A 16065-nucleotide genomic window follows, 5' to 3' on the forward strand; every position below is an offset into this window, starting at 1 on the left:
AGGCGTGAGCGGCTTGCGCTGGCTGGTTTGATTTCCCATCGTGGTTTTGGCCGCCGCCGAGGCGCTCCAGTCCTGTCGTCCGTGCTTGCGCAACCATACCAGCACCGTCGAGCGACCCTGAATGCCATAGCGTCGCTGCGCCTCTTTGTAGGTCAGCTCGCCTTTTTCCACCTGCTCAACCACTGCCAACTTAAAAGCCAGCGTGTAGTCCCTCTGCGTTCGCTTCTTCTGCCCGTCCATCTTGACCCTCACTCCCTGGCGGGGAAAAAGTGTCAACCTTATTCAGGACGGGTCAGCTCCATGAAAAAAGCCACCGAAGTTCGGTGGCTTTTTCTTTGCGCGGTTGCTGCGTCAGGCGTGCGCCTGGTTTTTTTCACCGTTGCCTGCACGACGATAGGACCAGACCAGCATGGCGATGCCGATCAGGATCATTGGCAGCGACAGCCACTGGCCCATCGACAGGTTCGCCGCGAGCAGGCCCAGGAAGTTGTCCGGCTCACGCGCGAATTCCGCGGCGAAGCGGAACACGCCGTAGCCAAGCAGGAATGCGCCGGACACCGCGCCCATCGGCCGCGGCTTGCGCGCATACAGCCACAGCAGGATGAAGAACAGCACGCCCTCGCCGAGGAACTGGTAGATCTGCGAGGGGTGGCGCGGCAGCATGTGGTACTGGTCAAAAACGGCCTGCAGGCCGCTGGTGACGGCCTCTTGCGCATGCGAAAGCAACCATTCACGGTCTTCGCCCTGTGCCTGCGGGAACATCATCGACCACGGCAGGTTGGGCGACGACACACGGCCCCACAGCTCGCCGTTGATGAAGTTGCCAAGGCGCCCCGCTGCGAGACCGCACGGGACCATCGGCGCGATGAAATCAGTCACCTGCATCCACGATCGACCGCGCATGCGCGCATACAGCATCATCGCCACGACCACACCGAGGAAGCCGCCATGGAAGGCCATGCCGCCTTCCCAGACCTTGAAGATGTCGAGCGGGTGGGCGAAATACCAGTCGGGCTTGTAGAACAGCACGTATCCCAGGCGCCCGCCGAGAATCACACCGAGCACGCCGTAGAAGAGCATGTCGTCAAGGTCGCGGCCGGTCCAGCCTTCGGCCGCGATGTGCGGCTGGCGCGTGCGCAGTCGGCCGAACCACAGGAACATGATGAACGCCGCCAGATACATCAGGCCGTACCAGCGGATGGCGAGCGGCCCCAGATGCAGGGCGACGGGGTCGAATTGCGGATGGATGAGCATGAATCCTGTGGGTTTCAGGTTTGGTTGTCTTCTTGCAGCTTGGCGACGGCTTCGGCACTGGACACGAACCACGGCAGCACCGGCGAAGCGGCATCGCGTCGCCACACCAGCCCGGTCTCGATGATCGGGCTTGGCGCGGCGAGTTCGAGATAGACCACGCCGGTACGCTGGAGGTTGCATAGCGATGCCGGCACCAGCGCGACGCCCATCTCGGCGGAGACCAGGCTGACGATGGTCTGCATCTGGATGGCTTCCTGGCCGATGCGCGTGGCAGCCCCAGATTCTCCGGGCCGGCCGCCGTGCGCGGCATGATAGCCGGTAATGATGTCATACAGCGCGGGCGCGGACCGGCGCGGGAAGATGATGAGCGGTTCGGCCGCTGCATCTGCCAGCGCAATCGCCTGGCCCGGCGCCACGCCCCATTGCGCCGCGCGCGACGCGGGCACCGCCAGCACGAGACGCTCGCGCACCATCGGGCGGTATTCCAGCTCGCCCGGCACGGAGCCGGCGTGATGCGCAATCACGACGCCGGCATCCACATCGCCGGCCAGGAGCGCTTCGATTTGCACATCGCTGGTGGCCTCGCGCAGCAGAAGCTGCACATCGGGCCGCGCGTCGCGAAAGTGCCGCAGCAAGGCGGGCAGGATGCCGTAATCGGCGGTGCTGACGAAGGACAGCGACAGCGAGCCGACCTCGCCGCGCGCCAGCCGCTGCGCGAGCCCGGGCAGTGCATTCGCCTCCGCCAGCACACGCCGCACCTCAACCAGCCAGCGCGCACCGACAGCCGTCAGCGCCACGGAGCGCTGCGTGCGATGGAACAGCGTGACGCCCAATTCGTCTTCGAGCGCGCGAATCTGCTGCGACAGCGGCGGCTGCGTCATCGAAAGCCGCTCGGCGGCGCGCCCGAAATGTAATTCCTCGGCAACGGTCACGAAATAGCGAAGCTGGCGCAAATCCATATCAGCGATTGATACATTATTCGACTCAATAATCGCTTAATAATATATTTGACGCGTCGTTTCTCCAAGCGCATGCTGGGCGCCAAGCCGTTGACTACAACGATAGAGTCGACCCCACGGAGACCCCCATGCCAGACAACAAGCGTTCCCAGCACATCACTCAGGGCGTGGCGCGCTCGCCCAACCGCTCGATGTACTACGCGCTGGGCTACACAAAAGACGACTTCAACAATCCGATGATCGGTGTGGCCAACGGCCATTCGACCATCACGCCATGCAACTCGGGCCTGCAGAAGCTGGCCGATGCCGCCGTGGCTGCAATAAAGGACGCCCGCGCGAATCCGCAGATCTTCGGCACGCCCACCATTTCCGATGGCATGTCGATGGGCACGGAAGGCATGAAGTTCTCGCTGATCTCGCGCGAAGTGATTGCCGACTGCATCGAGACCTGCGTCAACGGCCAATGGATGGACGGTGTGGTCGTCATCGGCGGCTGCGACAAGAACATGCCGGGCGGCATGATCGCCCTGGCGCGCACGAATGTGCCGGGCATCTACGTGTACGGCGGCACCATCAAGCCGGGGCACTGGAAGGGCAAGGACCTGACCATCGTCTCGTCGTTCGAGGCCGTGGGCGAATTCACCGCCGGCCGCATGAGCGAGGAAGACTTCGAGGGCATCGAAAAAAACGCCTGCCCGTCGAGCGGTTCGTGCGGCGGCATGTACACGGCCAACACGATGAGTTCGTCGTTTGAAGCGCTAGGCATGTCGTTGCTGTATTCATCGACGATGGCCAATCCCGATCAGGAGAAGGTCGACAGCGCCGCCGAATCCGCTCGCGTGTTGGTTGATGCCGTGCGCCGCGACCTGAAGCCGCGCGACATCATCACGCGCAAGTCCATCGAGAACGCTGTCGCCGTCATCATGGCAACCGGTGGCTCGACCAACGCCGTGCTGCACTACCTGGCCATCGCTCACGCTGCGGAAGTGGAATGGACGATCGACGACTTCGAGCGGGTGCGCCAGCGCGTGCCCGTCATCTGCAACCTCAAGCCGTCGGGCCAGTACGTGGCCACCGACCTGCACGAGGCCGGCGGCATCCCGCAGGTGATGAAGCTGCTGCTCAACGCCGGCCTGCTGCATGGCGATTGCATCACCATCACCGGCAAGACGCTGGCGGAAGAACTCGCCCACGTGCCCGACCAGCCGCGCGCTGATCAGAACGTGATCCTGCCGATTGACAAGGCGCTCTACAAGGAAGGCCACCTCGCCATCCTGAAGGGCAATCTGGCCGAAGAAGGCGCCGTGGCGAAGATCACCGGGCTGAAGAATCCCGTCATCACCGGCCCGGCCCGCGTGTTCGAGGACGAGCAAAGTGCGATGAGCGCGATCCTGGGCGACCAGATCAAGGCCGGCGATATTCTGGTGCTGCGCTATCTGGGGCCGAAGGGCGGCCCCGGCATGCCGGAGATGCTGGCCCCGACCTCGGCCATCATCGGCAAGGGCCTGGGCGAGTCAGTCGGCTTCATTACCGACGGACGCTTCTCGGGCGGTACGTGGGGCATGGTGGTCGGCCACGTCGCACCGGAAGCCTACGTGGGAGGCACGATTGGATTGGTGCACGAAGGGGATTCGATCACCATCGACGCGCACCAGCGGCTGCTGCAATTGAACGTGCCGGACGACGAGCTTGCCCGCCGCCGCGCCGCGTGGAAGCAACCTGCGCCGCGCTATACGCGTGGCGTGCTGGCGAAGTTTGCAAAACTGGCAGCAACGGCCAGCAAGGGTGCGGTAACGGACTGAGTTGTTGGCGACACCCACAAAAAACCCGCCACACGGCGGGTTTTTCTTGATCCGATCAGCGCTGCGGCGGCTTCTGCTGCGCAGCCAGCGCATCGTCCAGCGCGGCGCCCAGCCAATCCATCAGGCGGGCCTCCAGCGTACGGGTCAGCTCCGCCGCCAACTGTTCGCTCAGCAGCGATAGGCGCGACTCCATGGCGGCACGGCACTGCGCTTCGATCAACGCCGGCCATTCGGATTGAAAACGCCACATCACGTCGCCCATCACGCGGGCGGCATCAGTGCCTGCGGGCGGCATGGCCGACGTGGGCGCAAGCCCCTGCTCGCGCAGGGCGGGCGGGACGTCCACGTTGGGCACTTCAGCAGGCGCGCGCGGCGGCGCAGCGGGCGCTGCCGCGGGTGCCGCGTCCTCCAATTCGACGATCTCCGTCAGAACAGGGATGTTGTTGTCCGCGTGGGACCTGGGATAACGTCCGTCGGTCATGCGCGCCCCACGTCGTGGTGTTGGATCGGATAACCGCGATCGCGGTAGAAACGGAAGCGATCGCGCGCAGCGGCACGATCGGCATCGTCATCGCCCACGATTTCGATCAACCGGCTGAAGCGCGCGAACAGCGCCGGCGGCTCGGGCGACAGGTTGACCAGGATGTCGTGATGCGGCGCGTCGTCCAGCGGTTCAGTTGCATCGGCCAGCAGGATGGGCGTCTGGGCAGCCAGGGGATGCCGCAGGCCACAATGCGGCAGGAAATCGAGCTGGCTGAACGTCCACAACTGCGTGTCGAACGCTTGCAGCGCAGCTTGATCTCCGACCACGATCACTTTCTGGCCCGCGCCGTAGGCCTTGCGCACGAGCCGGCAGGCATACGCCAGTTTGCCAGGCACGTTGCTGTGGAAATCGACGCGGGTCATACGGTGCAGTGCCTCCGGCTGATCAACCGCGGTCCATCAGGAAGCGCGTCAGCAACGGCACCGGGCGGCCCGTGGCGCCCTTGGCTGCACCGCTCTTCCAGGCCGTACCGGCGATGTCGAGGTGGGCCCAGTCGTACTTTTCAGTAAAGCGCGCCAGGAAGCAGGCTGCCGTCACGCTGCCGGCCGGGCGGCCGCCGATGTTGCCCATGTCCGCAAAGTTGGATTTGAGCTGTTCCTGGTACTCCTCGTCCAGCGGCATGCGCCACGCGGTATCGAGCGACTGCTTGCCCGCCGCTACCAACGCATCGGCCAGTGCATCGCTGCGGGCGTACATGCCGGTGTTGATGTGGCCCAGGGCAATGATGCAGGCGCCCGTGAGCGTGGCCACGTCGATCACCACGGCCGGCTTGAAGCGCTCCACATAGGTGAGCGCATCGCAGAGGATCAGGCGGCCTTCGGCGTCGGTGTTCAAGATCTCGATGGTCTGGCCCGACATGCTGGTCACCACGTCACCCGGCTTGGTGGCGATGCCGCTGGGCATGTTCTCGCAGGTCGGCACCACGGCAATGACGTTCTGCTTGAGGCCCATTTCGGCCACGGCACGCAACGTGCCCAGCACCGAAGCGGCGCCGCACATGTCGTACTTCATCTCGTCCATGCCCTCGCCCGGCTTGAGCGAGATGCCACCCGTATCAAACGTGATGCCCTTGCCGACCAGCACCACCGGGGCCTGCTTGGCCGGACCTCCCTCGTAGCGCAGCACGATGAACGCCGGCGGCTCGACGCTGCCCTTGGTCACGGCCAGGAAGGCGCCCATCTTTAGGGCTTCGATCTGCTTGCGGCCAAGCACTTCAACCTTGAGCTTGAAATCCTTGGCGATCTGGCGTGCGGTGTTGGCCAGGTACGTCGGCGTGCAGATGTTGGACGGCAGGTTGCCCAGATCACGCGTGAGGTCCATGCCGTTGGCGATGGCGGTGCCGCGGGCGGCAGCCACGCTGGCTGTCTTGGCGTCGGCAGCCGGCACGGCCAGCACGAGCTTGCGCAAACCGGTACCGTTCTTGTCGCGCTTGCTCTTGAGTTCCGGATGGCGCTCGATAAAGCGGTAGCTGGCTTCGCGGATAAGCGTGACGGCGGTCAACACGGCCCAGGCGGTGTCCTTGTCGCGCGCGGTGTGCTCGGTGAGCGTCCATGTCACGCTGGCGGCCTTGGTGCTGGCCAGCGCGCGCAGTGCGGTGCGCACGGCTTCAGCGTAAGCGCGGTCGGTAAAGTCGGCTTCCTTGCCCAGGCCGACCAGCAGCACGCGGGCAGCGCCCACGCCGGCCACTTCGTGCAGCAGCAGCGACGTGCCGCGCTTGCCTTCGAAGTCGCCCAGCTTGACGAGGCGGGCGACCAGGCCCTTGGTGGCCACGTCCAGCGCCTTTGCGGCGCCAGCCAAGGTCTGCGACTCGAACAGACCGATCACGAGGCAATCGCTCTTGGCAGCCAGGGCGCCCGCTTTGGCCCAGTCCAGGGCTTTTGTGCTAAATTCCATCGCGCTTCTCTCTATGAGGCGAGTCAACGAAAGCCCACATTATCCGCCATTTTGCGCGGGGGCTCCGATGGAACCTGGATGGGGCACGCATCGTCCCAACCTTGGCCCAGACCTCGCCCTCCCCCTTCCCGCATCCGCATGATTTTCGAACAAGCCCTGCGACGCGAGCTGTCCTTTACCGCCGGCGCCGTCTTCCTCGTGCTGCTGACGTTCATGCTGACCACCCTGGTGATCCGCATTCTCGGCATGGCCGCCAACGGCGAGGCCAACCCGAATGACGTCCTGCTCCTTATCGGCCTGGCAACGCTGGGCTACCTGGCGATTCTGCTGTGCGCCACGCTGTTCATCTCGGTGTTGCTGGTGCTGACGCGCTGGTACAAGGATTCCGAGATGGTGGTGTGGTTCACCTCGGGCATCAGCCTGACGGATTTCATCCGACCGGTTCTGCGCTTCTCGCTGCCGTTCATCGTGCTGGTGGCGCTGCTGGCGCTGTTCGGCTGGCCGTGGGCCAACCAGCAGAGCGCGCTGTTTCGAGACCGCTTCGAGCAACGCGATGTGCTGTCGATGATCTCCGCCGGCCGCTTCATCGAGCCCGCGCACGGCAACTATGTGCTCTTCATCGAGGGCGTCGATAGCGGCATGAAGCACGCCCGCAACCTGTTCGTCGCCAATGCCGAGCAGGACAAGATCGGCGTGGCGGTGGCCAAGACCGGCGAATTCAAGACCATGCCCAATGGCGACCGCTTTGTCGTGCTCGACAAGGGCCGCCGCTATGAAGGCACCCCCGGCAAGCTCGACTACCGCATCGTCGAATTCGACAAATACGGCGTGAAGGTCGCCAACAAGCCACCGCAGGCAGACGCCAACCTGCCGACCAAGAGCCGCTCCACAAAGGATTTGCTCGCCGACCCGACGCCCGAAAACCTGGGCGAACTGGTATGGCGGATCGGCCTGCCTCTGCTGGCGCTAAACTTTGTGCTGATCGCCATTCCGCTGGCCTACGTCAATCCGCGCCTGGGCCGCTACACACCGATGATCTTCGCGGTGCTGATCTACCTGACGTATTCGAACCTGTTGAACCTGTCGCAAGCGTGGGTTTCGCAGGGCAAGATGAACGTGTTCATGGCTTGGTGGCCGATCCACCTGGCCGCCTTCATCTGTGCGGTGCTGCTGTTCCGCTTCCGCCACTACAGCGCGGCCGGCCTGAAGGGCATTTCTGCCCTGCTGGGCTTCGCACCCAAGAAGGCGGGTGCGTGATGAAGATGCCGGTCTATGAGAAGTACTTCGCGCGTCAGATCTACGGCGTGTTCGTCTTCATCCTGTTTGCGGTGCTGGCGCTGTTCATCTTCTTCGACATGCTGGGCGAGCTGGGCTCGGTGGTCGGACGCTACACCACGCTGGTCGCGTTCTTCCACGTGATGCTGCAGGCGCCGACACGTGTGTACGAAGTGATTCCGGTGGCCGCGCTCATCAGCGCCATCTACGTGTTCTCGCAGATGGCCAGCCAGTCGGAGTTCACGATCTTTCGCGTGGCCGGGCTCGATACGCGGCGTGCGCTACTGTCATTGTTCAAGATTGCGCTGCCGCTGGCGCTCGTCACGTACCTCTTTGGTGAATTCATCGGGCCGAAAGCGGAAGAGTACGCACAGAAAGTGCGACTGGAAGCGCTGGGCGCGACGGTGTCGGCCGGCTTCCGTTCGGGCGTGTGGGTGAAGGACCGCGGCCCCGCAAAGCCGGACGGCACGGGCGGCGAAGTCACCCGCTTCGTCAACGTGGGCGCGCTGCAGCCGGACCAGTCCATCAAGGGCCTGCGCATCTATGAGTTCGATTCGGATTACCGCCTGAGTTCGATTCGCGTGGCGGATCAGGCGCGCTACCAGGGCCACCAGAACTGGCAACTGAACGACGTGACGGAGACACGCTTCGTTGAATTCCCGCGCAAGCCCGGCACGGTTGCCCCGCAAGACACGGTGCAGGCCGTGCCCGGCGCGCCGGACGCGCTGGCGCCCGACTTCCGCGGCGAGCAGACCAAGCTGCCGCACCAGGAGATGCGCTCGGAACTCACGCCGCAGATCCTGTCGGTGCTGATGGTCACGCCCGACCGCATGGCCACGCTGGACCTCTTCCAGTACATCCGCCACCTGCGCGACAACAAGCAGGACACGCAGCGCTACGAGATCGCGCTGTGGAAGAAGGTGGTCTATCCGTTCACCGTGCTGGTGATGATGGCGCTGGCCCTGCCTTTTGCGTATCTGCACGCACGTGCAGGTGCGGTCGGCCTGAAGGTGTTCGGCGGCATCATGCTCGGGTTGTCGTTCCAGCTGGTGAACAACCTCTTCTCGCACGTCGGCCTGCTGAACACGTGGCCGGCCATCTTCACGGCCATCGTGCCGGGCGCGCTGTATCTGGCACTGGCGCTGGTCAGCCTGCGCTGGGTGGAGCGCCACTGATGGCTGGCCGTGCACTTGTCCTGTTTGCGCACGGCGCGCGCGACGCGCGCTGGCGTGAACCGTTCGACCGCCTGCGCGAGCGTTTGGCTGCGCAGCAGCCCGACGTTGACACGCGCCTCGCCTTTCTCGAACTGATGGCGCCCGATCTGCCGGGCACCATCGCTGACCTGGCCGCAAACGGCACGCAGAGCATCACCATCGTGCCCGTGTTCTTCGGCCAGGGCGGCCACCTGCGGCGCGATCTGCCTGCGCTGGTCGCGCAATGCACGCAGGCGCATCCCGCCCTCTCCATCCGCTGCGCCGACGCCGTTGGCGAAGACGACGCCGTACTCGACGCCATCGCGGGTTACTGCGTCCGGCAACTGGGCTAAACCAGACGCCCTACTGCGGTTCTGCCGCGCGCGCGAAGCGCGCATGCACGTTGTTCTCGACGTGAAAGCCATGCGCGCCGAACTCCACCAGTTCCAGTGTCAACCCGAGATAACGGCGCGCAAACACGTCGGCCAGATGCGCACGCATGGCGGCGAACATCGCTGCACAGATCGGCCCCGTCACGGCTTTGCGCCGCCCCGCCTTGATGCGGAACGTCACGTGGATGAAGGCATCGTCTTCCGCGCCATCGGCCATGCGGTATTGGTCGAGGCGCAGCGCGCGCGTGCGGATGCCACCAATGGGAAACACATCCGCATAGCCGATCAGCACATCGTTAAGCACGCGCATCAGCTCAGGAATGCGCGCATCGGCCTCGACATTGGCGGTGTATTCGATGATGACGTGCGGCATGGCACTGATCTCCCCCCGGAGAATGAAATAGGTCAAAGCATCTCATGCCCGGCAGCGTTGTCGCTGTACCCGGGCGGGTTTTTACTGCGTGAAGAAGGGGGAGTGAGAGAAAGCGCTGGCGCGCCGAGCGCAGCTCAGGCGGCCAAGCTATGGGGATGCGCGTCGAGCGCGGGTTCAGATGCGGCCGCCGATGCCCGCACGGCCAACGCGTCGCCGATCATCAGCAGGCTCGGATGCTCGGCGTTGATCCACTCCGCGGCGGCGCCATTGGCCATCTGCTGCAGCGTGAAGCACGCCGAGCGCTGCTCGGGCGTGGTGGCAGCCTCGACCACCCAAGCGGGGGTGGACGGCGCGCGGCCACGTGCGATCAGGTCTGCTGCGATGGAGGCGGCCTGATCACGGCCCATGTAGTAGACGAGCGAATCGGCCTGCGCTACGGGTTCCGGCACGGCGCCTTCGGGTTGCGGCGTGTCCGGGTCGGTCGCCTTGGCTTGCGTAACAAACGCGACGCTGCGGGCAACGCCGCGCTTGGTCAAGGGTTGACGAATGGCGGACGCGGCTGCCAGCGCCGCCGTAATGCCCGGGACGACTTCGTAGTCGATGCCGGCCTGCTCGAGCGCCTGCAGTTCCTCGTCGGCACGGCCGAACAGCATCGGATCGCCCCCCTTCAGGCGCACGACGCGCTGATATTTGGTGGCCAGATCGACGAGTTGGCGATTGATGAAGCGCTGCGCGGTCGAACGCTTGCCGCAGCGCTTGCCGACCGCAATCAACACGGCCTGCGGGCAGTACTGGAAGACCTCCGGCGAGACCAGTGCGTCATGCAGCACGACCTCGGCTTCGCCCAACAATCGTGCACCGCGCACCGTGATGAGGTCCGCGGCGCCGGGGCCCGCACCAATCAGGCTCACGTGGCCAAGTGTTTTGGGGGTCTTCGCTTCCATTGCCTGGATTCCTTTGCTTTTTCCTGCGGCGCGCAACTTAGCACGCGCCATCCACATTAGGAAAATGCACGGATCATGCCAGCCGCCACCGTATGGTGCGTGGCTTCGTCCACCAGGATGAATGCGCCGGTGGCCGGGTTGTCGCCATATGCGTCGCAGACGATCGGCTTCTGCAGGCTGATGTTGACCGTACCGATATCGTTGAGCGCGATCTGCTTGCGGCCGGTCTCGTGCGACAGCGTATGCACGTCCAGCACGCGCTCCACATCCGACACGCGTGCGAACACGGTGGCGGTCGTGTGCTTGAGCACGTACTTGCGGGCCGGATTCAGCTCATGCTCGTCGAACCAGCACAGGTCGGCATGCAGCTTCTTGGCGGCATTGGCTGCCGTGGTCGGGGCAGCGACGATCGTGTCGCCGCGGGAGATGTCCACGTCGTCGGCCAGGCGCACGGTAATGGTCTCGCCGGGGCCGGCGGAATCAGCTGCGCCATTGGGCGTCAGCACTTCGGCCACCGTGGTTTCGCGGTTGGCGGGCAGCACGCGCACGGCTTGGCCGACGCGCACGGTGCCGGCTTCCACACGGCCCATGTAGCCGCGGAAATCATCGGCCTGCGAGCCGTCCTGGCGCGCCACCAGCTGCACCGGGAAGCGCAGCGCATCGTCGCCCGCCGGGGCGGTCTCTTCCACCTTCAAGTCTTCCAGCAGCGCCAGCAGCGGCTCGCCCTGGTACCACGGCATGGCTTCGGACGCATGAACGATATTGTCGCCGCGCAGCGCAGACACCGGCACGTAGCGCACGTCGCGCAAGCCGAGTTGTGCGGCCAGTGCATCGTAGGCGGTACGGATTTCGTTGAAGCGCGCTTCGCTGTAGTCGACCAGGTCCATCTTGTTGATGGCCACGATCACGTGCTGCAGTTCCAGCAGTTTCACGATGGCAGAATGGCGCTTGGTCTGAGCCAGCAACTCCGTCTTGCCGTCAACGGTCGTCACACGCGTGGCATCGATCAGGATGATGGCGGCGTGCGCGGTCGAGGCGCCGGTCACCATGTTGCGCGTGTACTGCTCGTGGCCCGGCGTATCCGCAATGATGAACTTGCGGCGCGCGGTCGAGAAATAGCGGTACGCCACGTCAATCGTGATGCCCTGCTCGCGCTCGGCTTCCAGGCCGTCGGTCAGCAGCGAGAAGTCGATCTGCTCGCCGGCAGTGCGTTTGTTCTTGGCGTTGGCCAGCGCTTGCAACTGGTCGGTCAGCACGGCCTTGCTGTCGTACAGCAAGCGGCCAATCAGCGTGCTCTTGCCGTCGTCAACGGAACCGGCGGTGATGAAGCGCAGCAGGCCTTGGTGCGATGCAGGATGCGTCGCTGGGTGCGTCGAATTCGTCGTCATGATCAGAAATACCCTTCCTTCTTGCGCTTTTCCATCGAGGCTTCGCTCGTCTGGTCGTCCATGCGCGTGGCGCCGCGTTCGGTGATTTCGGTCACGGCCGTCTCGGCGATGATCTCGGCCGGCGTGGCGGCGGTGCTCGCCACCGGGCATGTGCAGCTGATGTCGCCCACGGTGCGGAAGCGCACCGACAGGACTTCGCTCACGTCGCCGTCGGCCTTGGGCGTGATCGACGTGACGGGCACCAGCAGGCCGTTCTTGCGCACCACTTCACGCTCGTGCGCGTAGTAGATCGGCGGCAGGGCGAGGTTCTCGCGGGCGATGTACTGCCACACGTCGAGTTCCGTCCAGTTGGAGATCGGGAACACGCGCATCTGCTCGCCCTGCGCCATGCGTGCGTTGTACAAGCTCCAGAGTTCCGGGCGCTGGGCCTTCGGATCCCACTGGCCGAACTCGTCGCGGAACGAGAAGATGCGCTCCTTCGCACGGGCCTTTTCTTCGTCGCGGCGGGCACCGCCCATCAGGGCGTCGAAGCCGTGCGATTCGATCGTCTCCAGCAGCGTGACGGCCTGTGCGGCGTTGCGCGAATCGGTCTCTTTACGCAGGCGCACGGTGCCGCGCTTGATGGAATCCTCCACATGGCCCACCACCAGGCGAGCACCCAGCTTGGCGACCTGCTCGTCGCGGAAGGTGATCACCTCGGGGTAGTTGTGACCCGTGTCGATGTGCACCAGCGGGAACGGCAGCTCGATCTTGCGCTCGCCCAGGCGGAAGGCCTTGAGCGCCAGATGCAGCATGACGATCGAATCCTTGCCGCCCGAGAACAGCAGCGCCGGGTTGCGGCACTCGGCCACCACCTCGCGGATGATGTAGATCGACTCGGCTTCCAGCCAGTCGAGGTGCTCGTTCTGCACAGGCGTCAATGCCGTGCCGGGGATTTCGCTCATGACTCCCATGTTCCTTTCCTTAGCTCTTTTGCGACAGATTCGTCGCATGCAGACCGCATTCCTTGCTGTCGCGCGATTCCCACCACCAGCGGCCGGCGCGCACATCCTCACCAGCGCGCACCGCACGCGTGCAAGGCTCGCAGCCAATGCTGGGATAGCCCTTGTCGTGCAGCGCGTTGGTGGGCACGTTGTGCTGCTCGAGGTAGGCCCAGACTTCAGGCTCGGACCAGTCGAACAGCGGGTTGTACTTGGCGATGCCGCGGGCGTCGTCGTCTTCAGCAAACGGCAGGTCGGCACGGGTGACGGCCTGCTCGCGTCGCTGGCCCGTCAGCCATGCGTCGGCATCTTTGAGCGCGCGATTCAGCGGCACCACCTTGCGGATGTTGCAGCAGGCCTTGCGCAGTTCGATGCTGTCGTAGAAGGCGTTCAGGCCGTGGTCACGGACGTAGGCTTCCACTGCGCGGGCATCCGGTGCGTATTGCTCGATCACATAACCGTAGTGCTCGCGGATGCGCTCGAGCATCGCCAGCGTTTCGGCGTGCAGACGGCCGGTCTGCAGCGTGAAGATCGGCAGGTGCGCCCGCACGGCCTGGGGGCTGCGCAGGATCGCATCGGTCACGACCATGTCTTCGGCTGCCAGGCTGGTGGCGAACTTTGCCACGCCGTGCCTGGCGGCAATCTCGGCCAGGCGCTCGAACAGCGCGGCTTCCTTCGCAGCGAGGGCTTCAGCCGTGCCGGTGTAGACCGGACGCGTCCACAGCACCGGGCGCCCGATAGCGGACACCGGCACCTCGGACAGGGCAGCCTCTTGGAACTCGCTCATACTGCGCTCGCCTCGGTAGCACGCTCGCGGCGGAACAACGGACGCGGCTCGTCGACGGCGCCTTGGTAGCGCACGCTGATCTCGCCGAAGCCGTTCAGTGCATCGTCGATGTTCTTGTCTGCGCGCACGGCGTAAGCGTCGAAACCGCAACGGCGCATGAAGTCCAGTTGATCGCGCAGCACGTCGCCGATGGCACGCAACTCACGCGTGAAGCCCAGGCGCTGGCGCAGCAGGAACGCGGTGCTGTAGCCACGGCCATCACGGAAGACCGGGAAATCCACCGCCACCAGCGACAAGCTGGGCAGGTCTGCCTCCAGCGCGAACGGCTCGTCGTCCGGAGCGAGCCAGACGGCCAGTGTGCCGGCGCGGGCGCGGGCGAGCAGTGCGTCGCGGTGGGCTTCCCAATAGGGCAGCGGCACGATGGCGTGCGCGGCGGCGTCCACATCGGCTTGCGTCAGCTCACCACCTTCCGGGGTGCGCAGCACGGTCCATTCGTCAGCCACGATTTGCGGGGCACCGTTTTGCAGCTTGATGATCTTGCTCATGTTCGTTTCCCTCGGCTTTCAGGCTTCTGCACGGGCGTAGACGCGTTCCTTGAACGGGGCCATGCCGATGCGGTGATAGGTGTCGATGAAGCGTTCGTCTTCCGTGCGGTTGGCGACGAAGGTATCGATGATGCGCTCGATCACGTCGGGCATTTCTTCGGCCTTGAACGACGGGCCGATGATCTTGCCGATCGCCGAGTCGTTGCCCTGTGCGCCGCCCAGCGACACCTGGTACCACTCTTCTTCGTGCTTATCGACACCCAGGATGCCGATGTTGCCGACGTGGTGGTGACCGCACGAGTTGATGCAACCCGAGATGTTGAGCGACAGCTCGCCCAGGTCGTGCACGTAATCGAGATCGTCGAAGCGCGCCTGAATCGCCTGCGCGATGGGGATCGACTTGGCGTTGGCCAGCGAGCAGAAGTCACCGCCCGGGCACGCAATGATGTCGGTCAGCAGGCCGATGTTGGCGGTGGCCATGCCGTGCTCCTTTGCCAGCTGCCACAGCTCCAGCAAGTCGTGCTTCTTCACGTCCGGCAGGATCAGGTTTTGCTCGTGCGCGACACGCACCTCGCCAAAACCGAACCGCTCGGACCAATCCGCCACCAGCGCCATCTGCTCGGCCGTGGCGTCGCCCGGGGGCAGCGCCGCGCCCGGCTTGAGCGAGAGCGTGACAGCGGCATAGCCCGGCACACGGTGCGGATGCACGTTGCGGCTCACCCAGCGGGCGAACGCCTTGTTCTCCAGTAGCGCCTTTTCATAGGCAGCGTCGGTGTCGGCCAGCTTTTCATACGCGGGCGGCGCGAAGAACTGCGCCACGCGGTCGAACTCGGCCTGCGTGATGGTCGACGGGCCGTCCTTGATGTGCTGCCACTCTTCTTCCACCTGGCGCGCAAATTCCTCAGCGCCGATGGCCTTCACGAGAATCTTGATACGCGCCTTGTACTTGTTGTCGCGGCGGCCGTAGCGGTTGTACACGCGCACGGCGGCCTCGATGTACGACAGCATGTGCTGCCACGGCAGGTCTTCCTTGATGATTGCGCCCAGGATCGGCGTGCGGCCCATGCCGCCGCCGGCCAGGATGCGCAGCAGCGTCTGCCCGTCCTTCTCATAGGCGTAGACGCCGATGTCATGCAGTTGCGTCACGGCGCGGTCGTCTCGCGAGGCCGACACGGCAATCTTGAACTTGCGCGGCAGGAACGCGAACTCGGGGATGAACGTCGACCATTGGCGCAGGATTTCCGCCAGCGGGCGCGCGTCGATCACCTCGTCCGGTGCCACGCCGGCAAACTGGTCGGTCGTGATGTTGCGGATGCAGTTGCCCGAGGTCTGGATGGCGTGCATTTCCACCGAGGCCAGCTTGGCCAGGATGTCGGGCACCTGCTCCAGCTCGATCCAGTTGTACTGGATGTTCTGGCGCGTGCTGAAGTGGCCGTAGCCGCGGTCGTGCTCGGCGGCGATGTGGCTGAGCATGCGCAGTTGCTTGGCGCGCAGGTGGCCATACGGAATCGCCACGCGCAGCATGTAGGCGTGGCGCTGGTAGTACAGACCATTCTGCAGGCGCAGCGGCAGAAACTCTTCTTCCGTCAGTTCGCCCGAAATGCGGCGGCGCACCTGGTCGCGGAACTGCGCGACGCGGTCGGCGACGAGGCGGTGATCGTAAGCGTCGTATTGGTACATGACTGTTCGGTCCAATCCGGCTGGGCCGGCGTGCGATTCAATTGGGGGAATGCGTT

17 protein-coding genes are annotated in these 16065 nt (G+C 64.7%); 4 read left to right on the top strand and 13 right to left on the bottom strand.

The annotated features are described in order from the left end of the window. From BEK68_RS14960 to BEK68_RS14970, 3 genes are all read right to left on the bottom strand, one after another. A partial coding sequence (locus BEK68_RS14960; RefSeq protein WP_249262926.1) for a helix-turn-helix domain-containing protein occupies positions 1-240 on the bottom strand: 240 nt, incomplete at its 3' end. 111 nt (positions 241-351) lie between these two features. Then, a complete protein-coding gene (lgt, locus tag BEK68_RS14965; RefSeq protein WP_009241277.1) occupies positions 352-1254 on the bottom strand; it encodes a prolipoprotein diacylglyceryl transferase in 903 nt (300 codons plus the stop codon). Positions 1255-1268: 14 nt separating this feature from the next. Continuing rightward, positions 1269-2213 carry a LysR family transcriptional regulator gene (locus BEK68_RS14970; RefSeq protein WP_009241278.1) on the bottom strand — a complete coding sequence of 315 codons (945 nt, stop codon included), beginning with the start codon at positions 2211-2213 and terminating at the stop codon, positions 1269-1271. A 128-nt stretch (positions 2214-2341) separates the two neighbouring features. On the opposite strand from BEK68_RS14970, the gene ilvD reads away from it, so the two are divergent. Beyond that, positions 2342-4015, top strand: coding sequence for a dihydroxy-acid dehydratase (ilvD, locus tag BEK68_RS14975; protein WP_009241279.1), 1674 nt, complete (start codon positions 2342-2344; stop codon positions 4013-4015). Between the two features lie 55 nt (positions 4016-4070). On the opposite strand, the gene BEK68_RS14980 is transcribed toward ilvD, so the two are convergent. From BEK68_RS14980 to BEK68_RS14990, 3 genes are read right to left on the bottom strand one after another with little or no spacing between them, the layout of a single operon-like run. Then, the gene (locus BEK68_RS14980) at positions 4071-4496 is read right to left on the bottom strand and encodes a DUF2486 family protein (RefSeq protein ID WP_009241280.1); all 426 of its coding nucleotides are present in this window, start codon (positions 4494-4496) and stop codon (positions 4071-4073) included. Beyond that, positions 4493-4921, bottom strand: a complete 429-nt coding sequence (locus BEK68_RS14985) for a DNA polymerase III subunit chi (RefSeq protein WP_009241281.1) — start codon at positions 4919-4921, stop codon at positions 4493-4495. The genes BEK68_RS14980 and BEK68_RS14985 overlap by 4 nt, the downstream gene beginning before the upstream one ends. Positions 4922-4943: 22 nt before the next feature. Further along, the gene (locus tag BEK68_RS14990; protein ID WP_009241282.1) at positions 4944-6452 is read right to left on the bottom strand and encodes a leucyl aminopeptidase; all 1509 of its coding nucleotides are present in this window, start codon (positions 6450-6452) and stop codon (positions 4944-4946) included. A gap of 138 nt (positions 6453-6590) precedes the next feature. Between BEK68_RS14990 and lptF the strand changes: the two genes are divergently transcribed. From lptF to BEK68_RS15005, 3 genes are read left to right on the top strand one after another with little or no spacing between them, the layout of a single operon-like run. Beyond that, the gene (lptF, locus tag BEK68_RS14995; protein ID WP_004632066.1) at positions 6591-7709 is read left to right on the top strand and encodes an LPS export ABC transporter permease LptF; all 1119 of its coding nucleotides are present in this window, start codon (positions 6591-6593) and stop codon (positions 7707-7709) included. After that, entirely contained in the window at positions 7709-8902 is a 1194-nt protein-coding gene (gene lptG, locus BEK68_RS15000) for an LPS export ABC transporter permease LptG (RefSeq protein WP_009241283.1), read from the top strand. The genes lptF and lptG overlap by 1 nt, the downstream gene beginning before the upstream one ends. Next, positions 8902-9273: a sirohydrochlorin chelatase gene (locus tag BEK68_RS15005; protein WP_004632061.1), complete on the top strand. Its 372-nt coding sequence runs from the start codon at positions 8902-8904 to the stop codon at positions 9271-9273. The genes lptG and BEK68_RS15005 overlap by 1 nt, the downstream gene beginning before the upstream one ends. Positions 9274-9283: 10 nt before the next feature. On the opposite strand, the gene BEK68_RS15010 is transcribed toward BEK68_RS15005, so the two are convergent. The 7 genes from BEK68_RS15010 to BEK68_RS15040 all read right to left on the bottom strand — a co-directional run bounded on the left by BEK68_RS15010 (position 9284) and on the right by BEK68_RS15040 (position 16009). Continuing rightward, complete coding sequence (locus BEK68_RS15010; protein ID WP_004632059.1) at positions 9284-9685, bottom strand: 5-carboxymethyl-2-hydroxymuconate Delta-isomerase; 402 nt, start codon at positions 9683-9685, stop codon at positions 9284-9286. 134 nt (positions 9686-9819) lie between these two features. Continuing rightward, positions 9820-10629 (bottom strand): uroporphyrinogen-III C-methyltransferase, encoded by an 810-nt coding sequence (gene cobA / locus BEK68_RS15015; protein ID WP_004632057.1) that lies wholly within the window; start codon positions 10627-10629, stop codon positions 9820-9822. Positions 10630-10685: 56 nt separating this feature from the next. Then, complete coding sequence (locus tag BEK68_RS15020; protein WP_009241284.1) at positions 10686-12017, bottom strand: sulfate adenylyltransferase subunit 1; 1332 nt, start codon at positions 12015-12017, stop codon at positions 10686-10688. A gap of 2 nt (positions 12018-12019) precedes the next feature. Further along, complete coding sequence (gene cysD / locus BEK68_RS15025) at positions 12020-12970, bottom strand: sulfate adenylyltransferase subunit CysD (protein ID WP_009241285.1); 951 nt, start codon at positions 12968-12970, stop codon at positions 12020-12022. Between the two features lie 10 nt (positions 12971-12980). After that, a complete protein-coding gene (locus BEK68_RS15030; RefSeq protein ID WP_004632050.1) occupies positions 12981-13784 on the bottom strand; it encodes a phosphoadenylyl-sulfate reductase in 804 nt (267 codons plus the stop codon). Further along, complete coding sequence (locus BEK68_RS15035) at positions 13781-14329, bottom strand: DUF934 domain-containing protein (protein WP_009241286.1); 549 nt, start codon at positions 14327-14329, stop codon at positions 13781-13783. Before BEK68_RS15035 ends, BEK68_RS15030 begins: the two co-directional genes overlap by 4 nt. Before the next feature lie 18 nt (positions 14330-14347). Next, positions 14348-16009, bottom strand: a complete 1662-nt coding sequence (locus BEK68_RS15040) for a nitrite/sulfite reductase (protein WP_009241287.1) — start codon at positions 16007-16009, stop codon at positions 14348-14350. Between the last annotated feature and the right edge of the window lie 56 nt (positions 16010-16065).

Source organism: Ralstonia pickettii (assembly GCF_001699815.1).
In the GTDB taxonomy this organism is placed as follows: Bacteria; Pseudomonadota; Gammaproteobacteria; order Burkholderiales; family Burkholderiaceae; genus Ralstonia; species Ralstonia thomasii.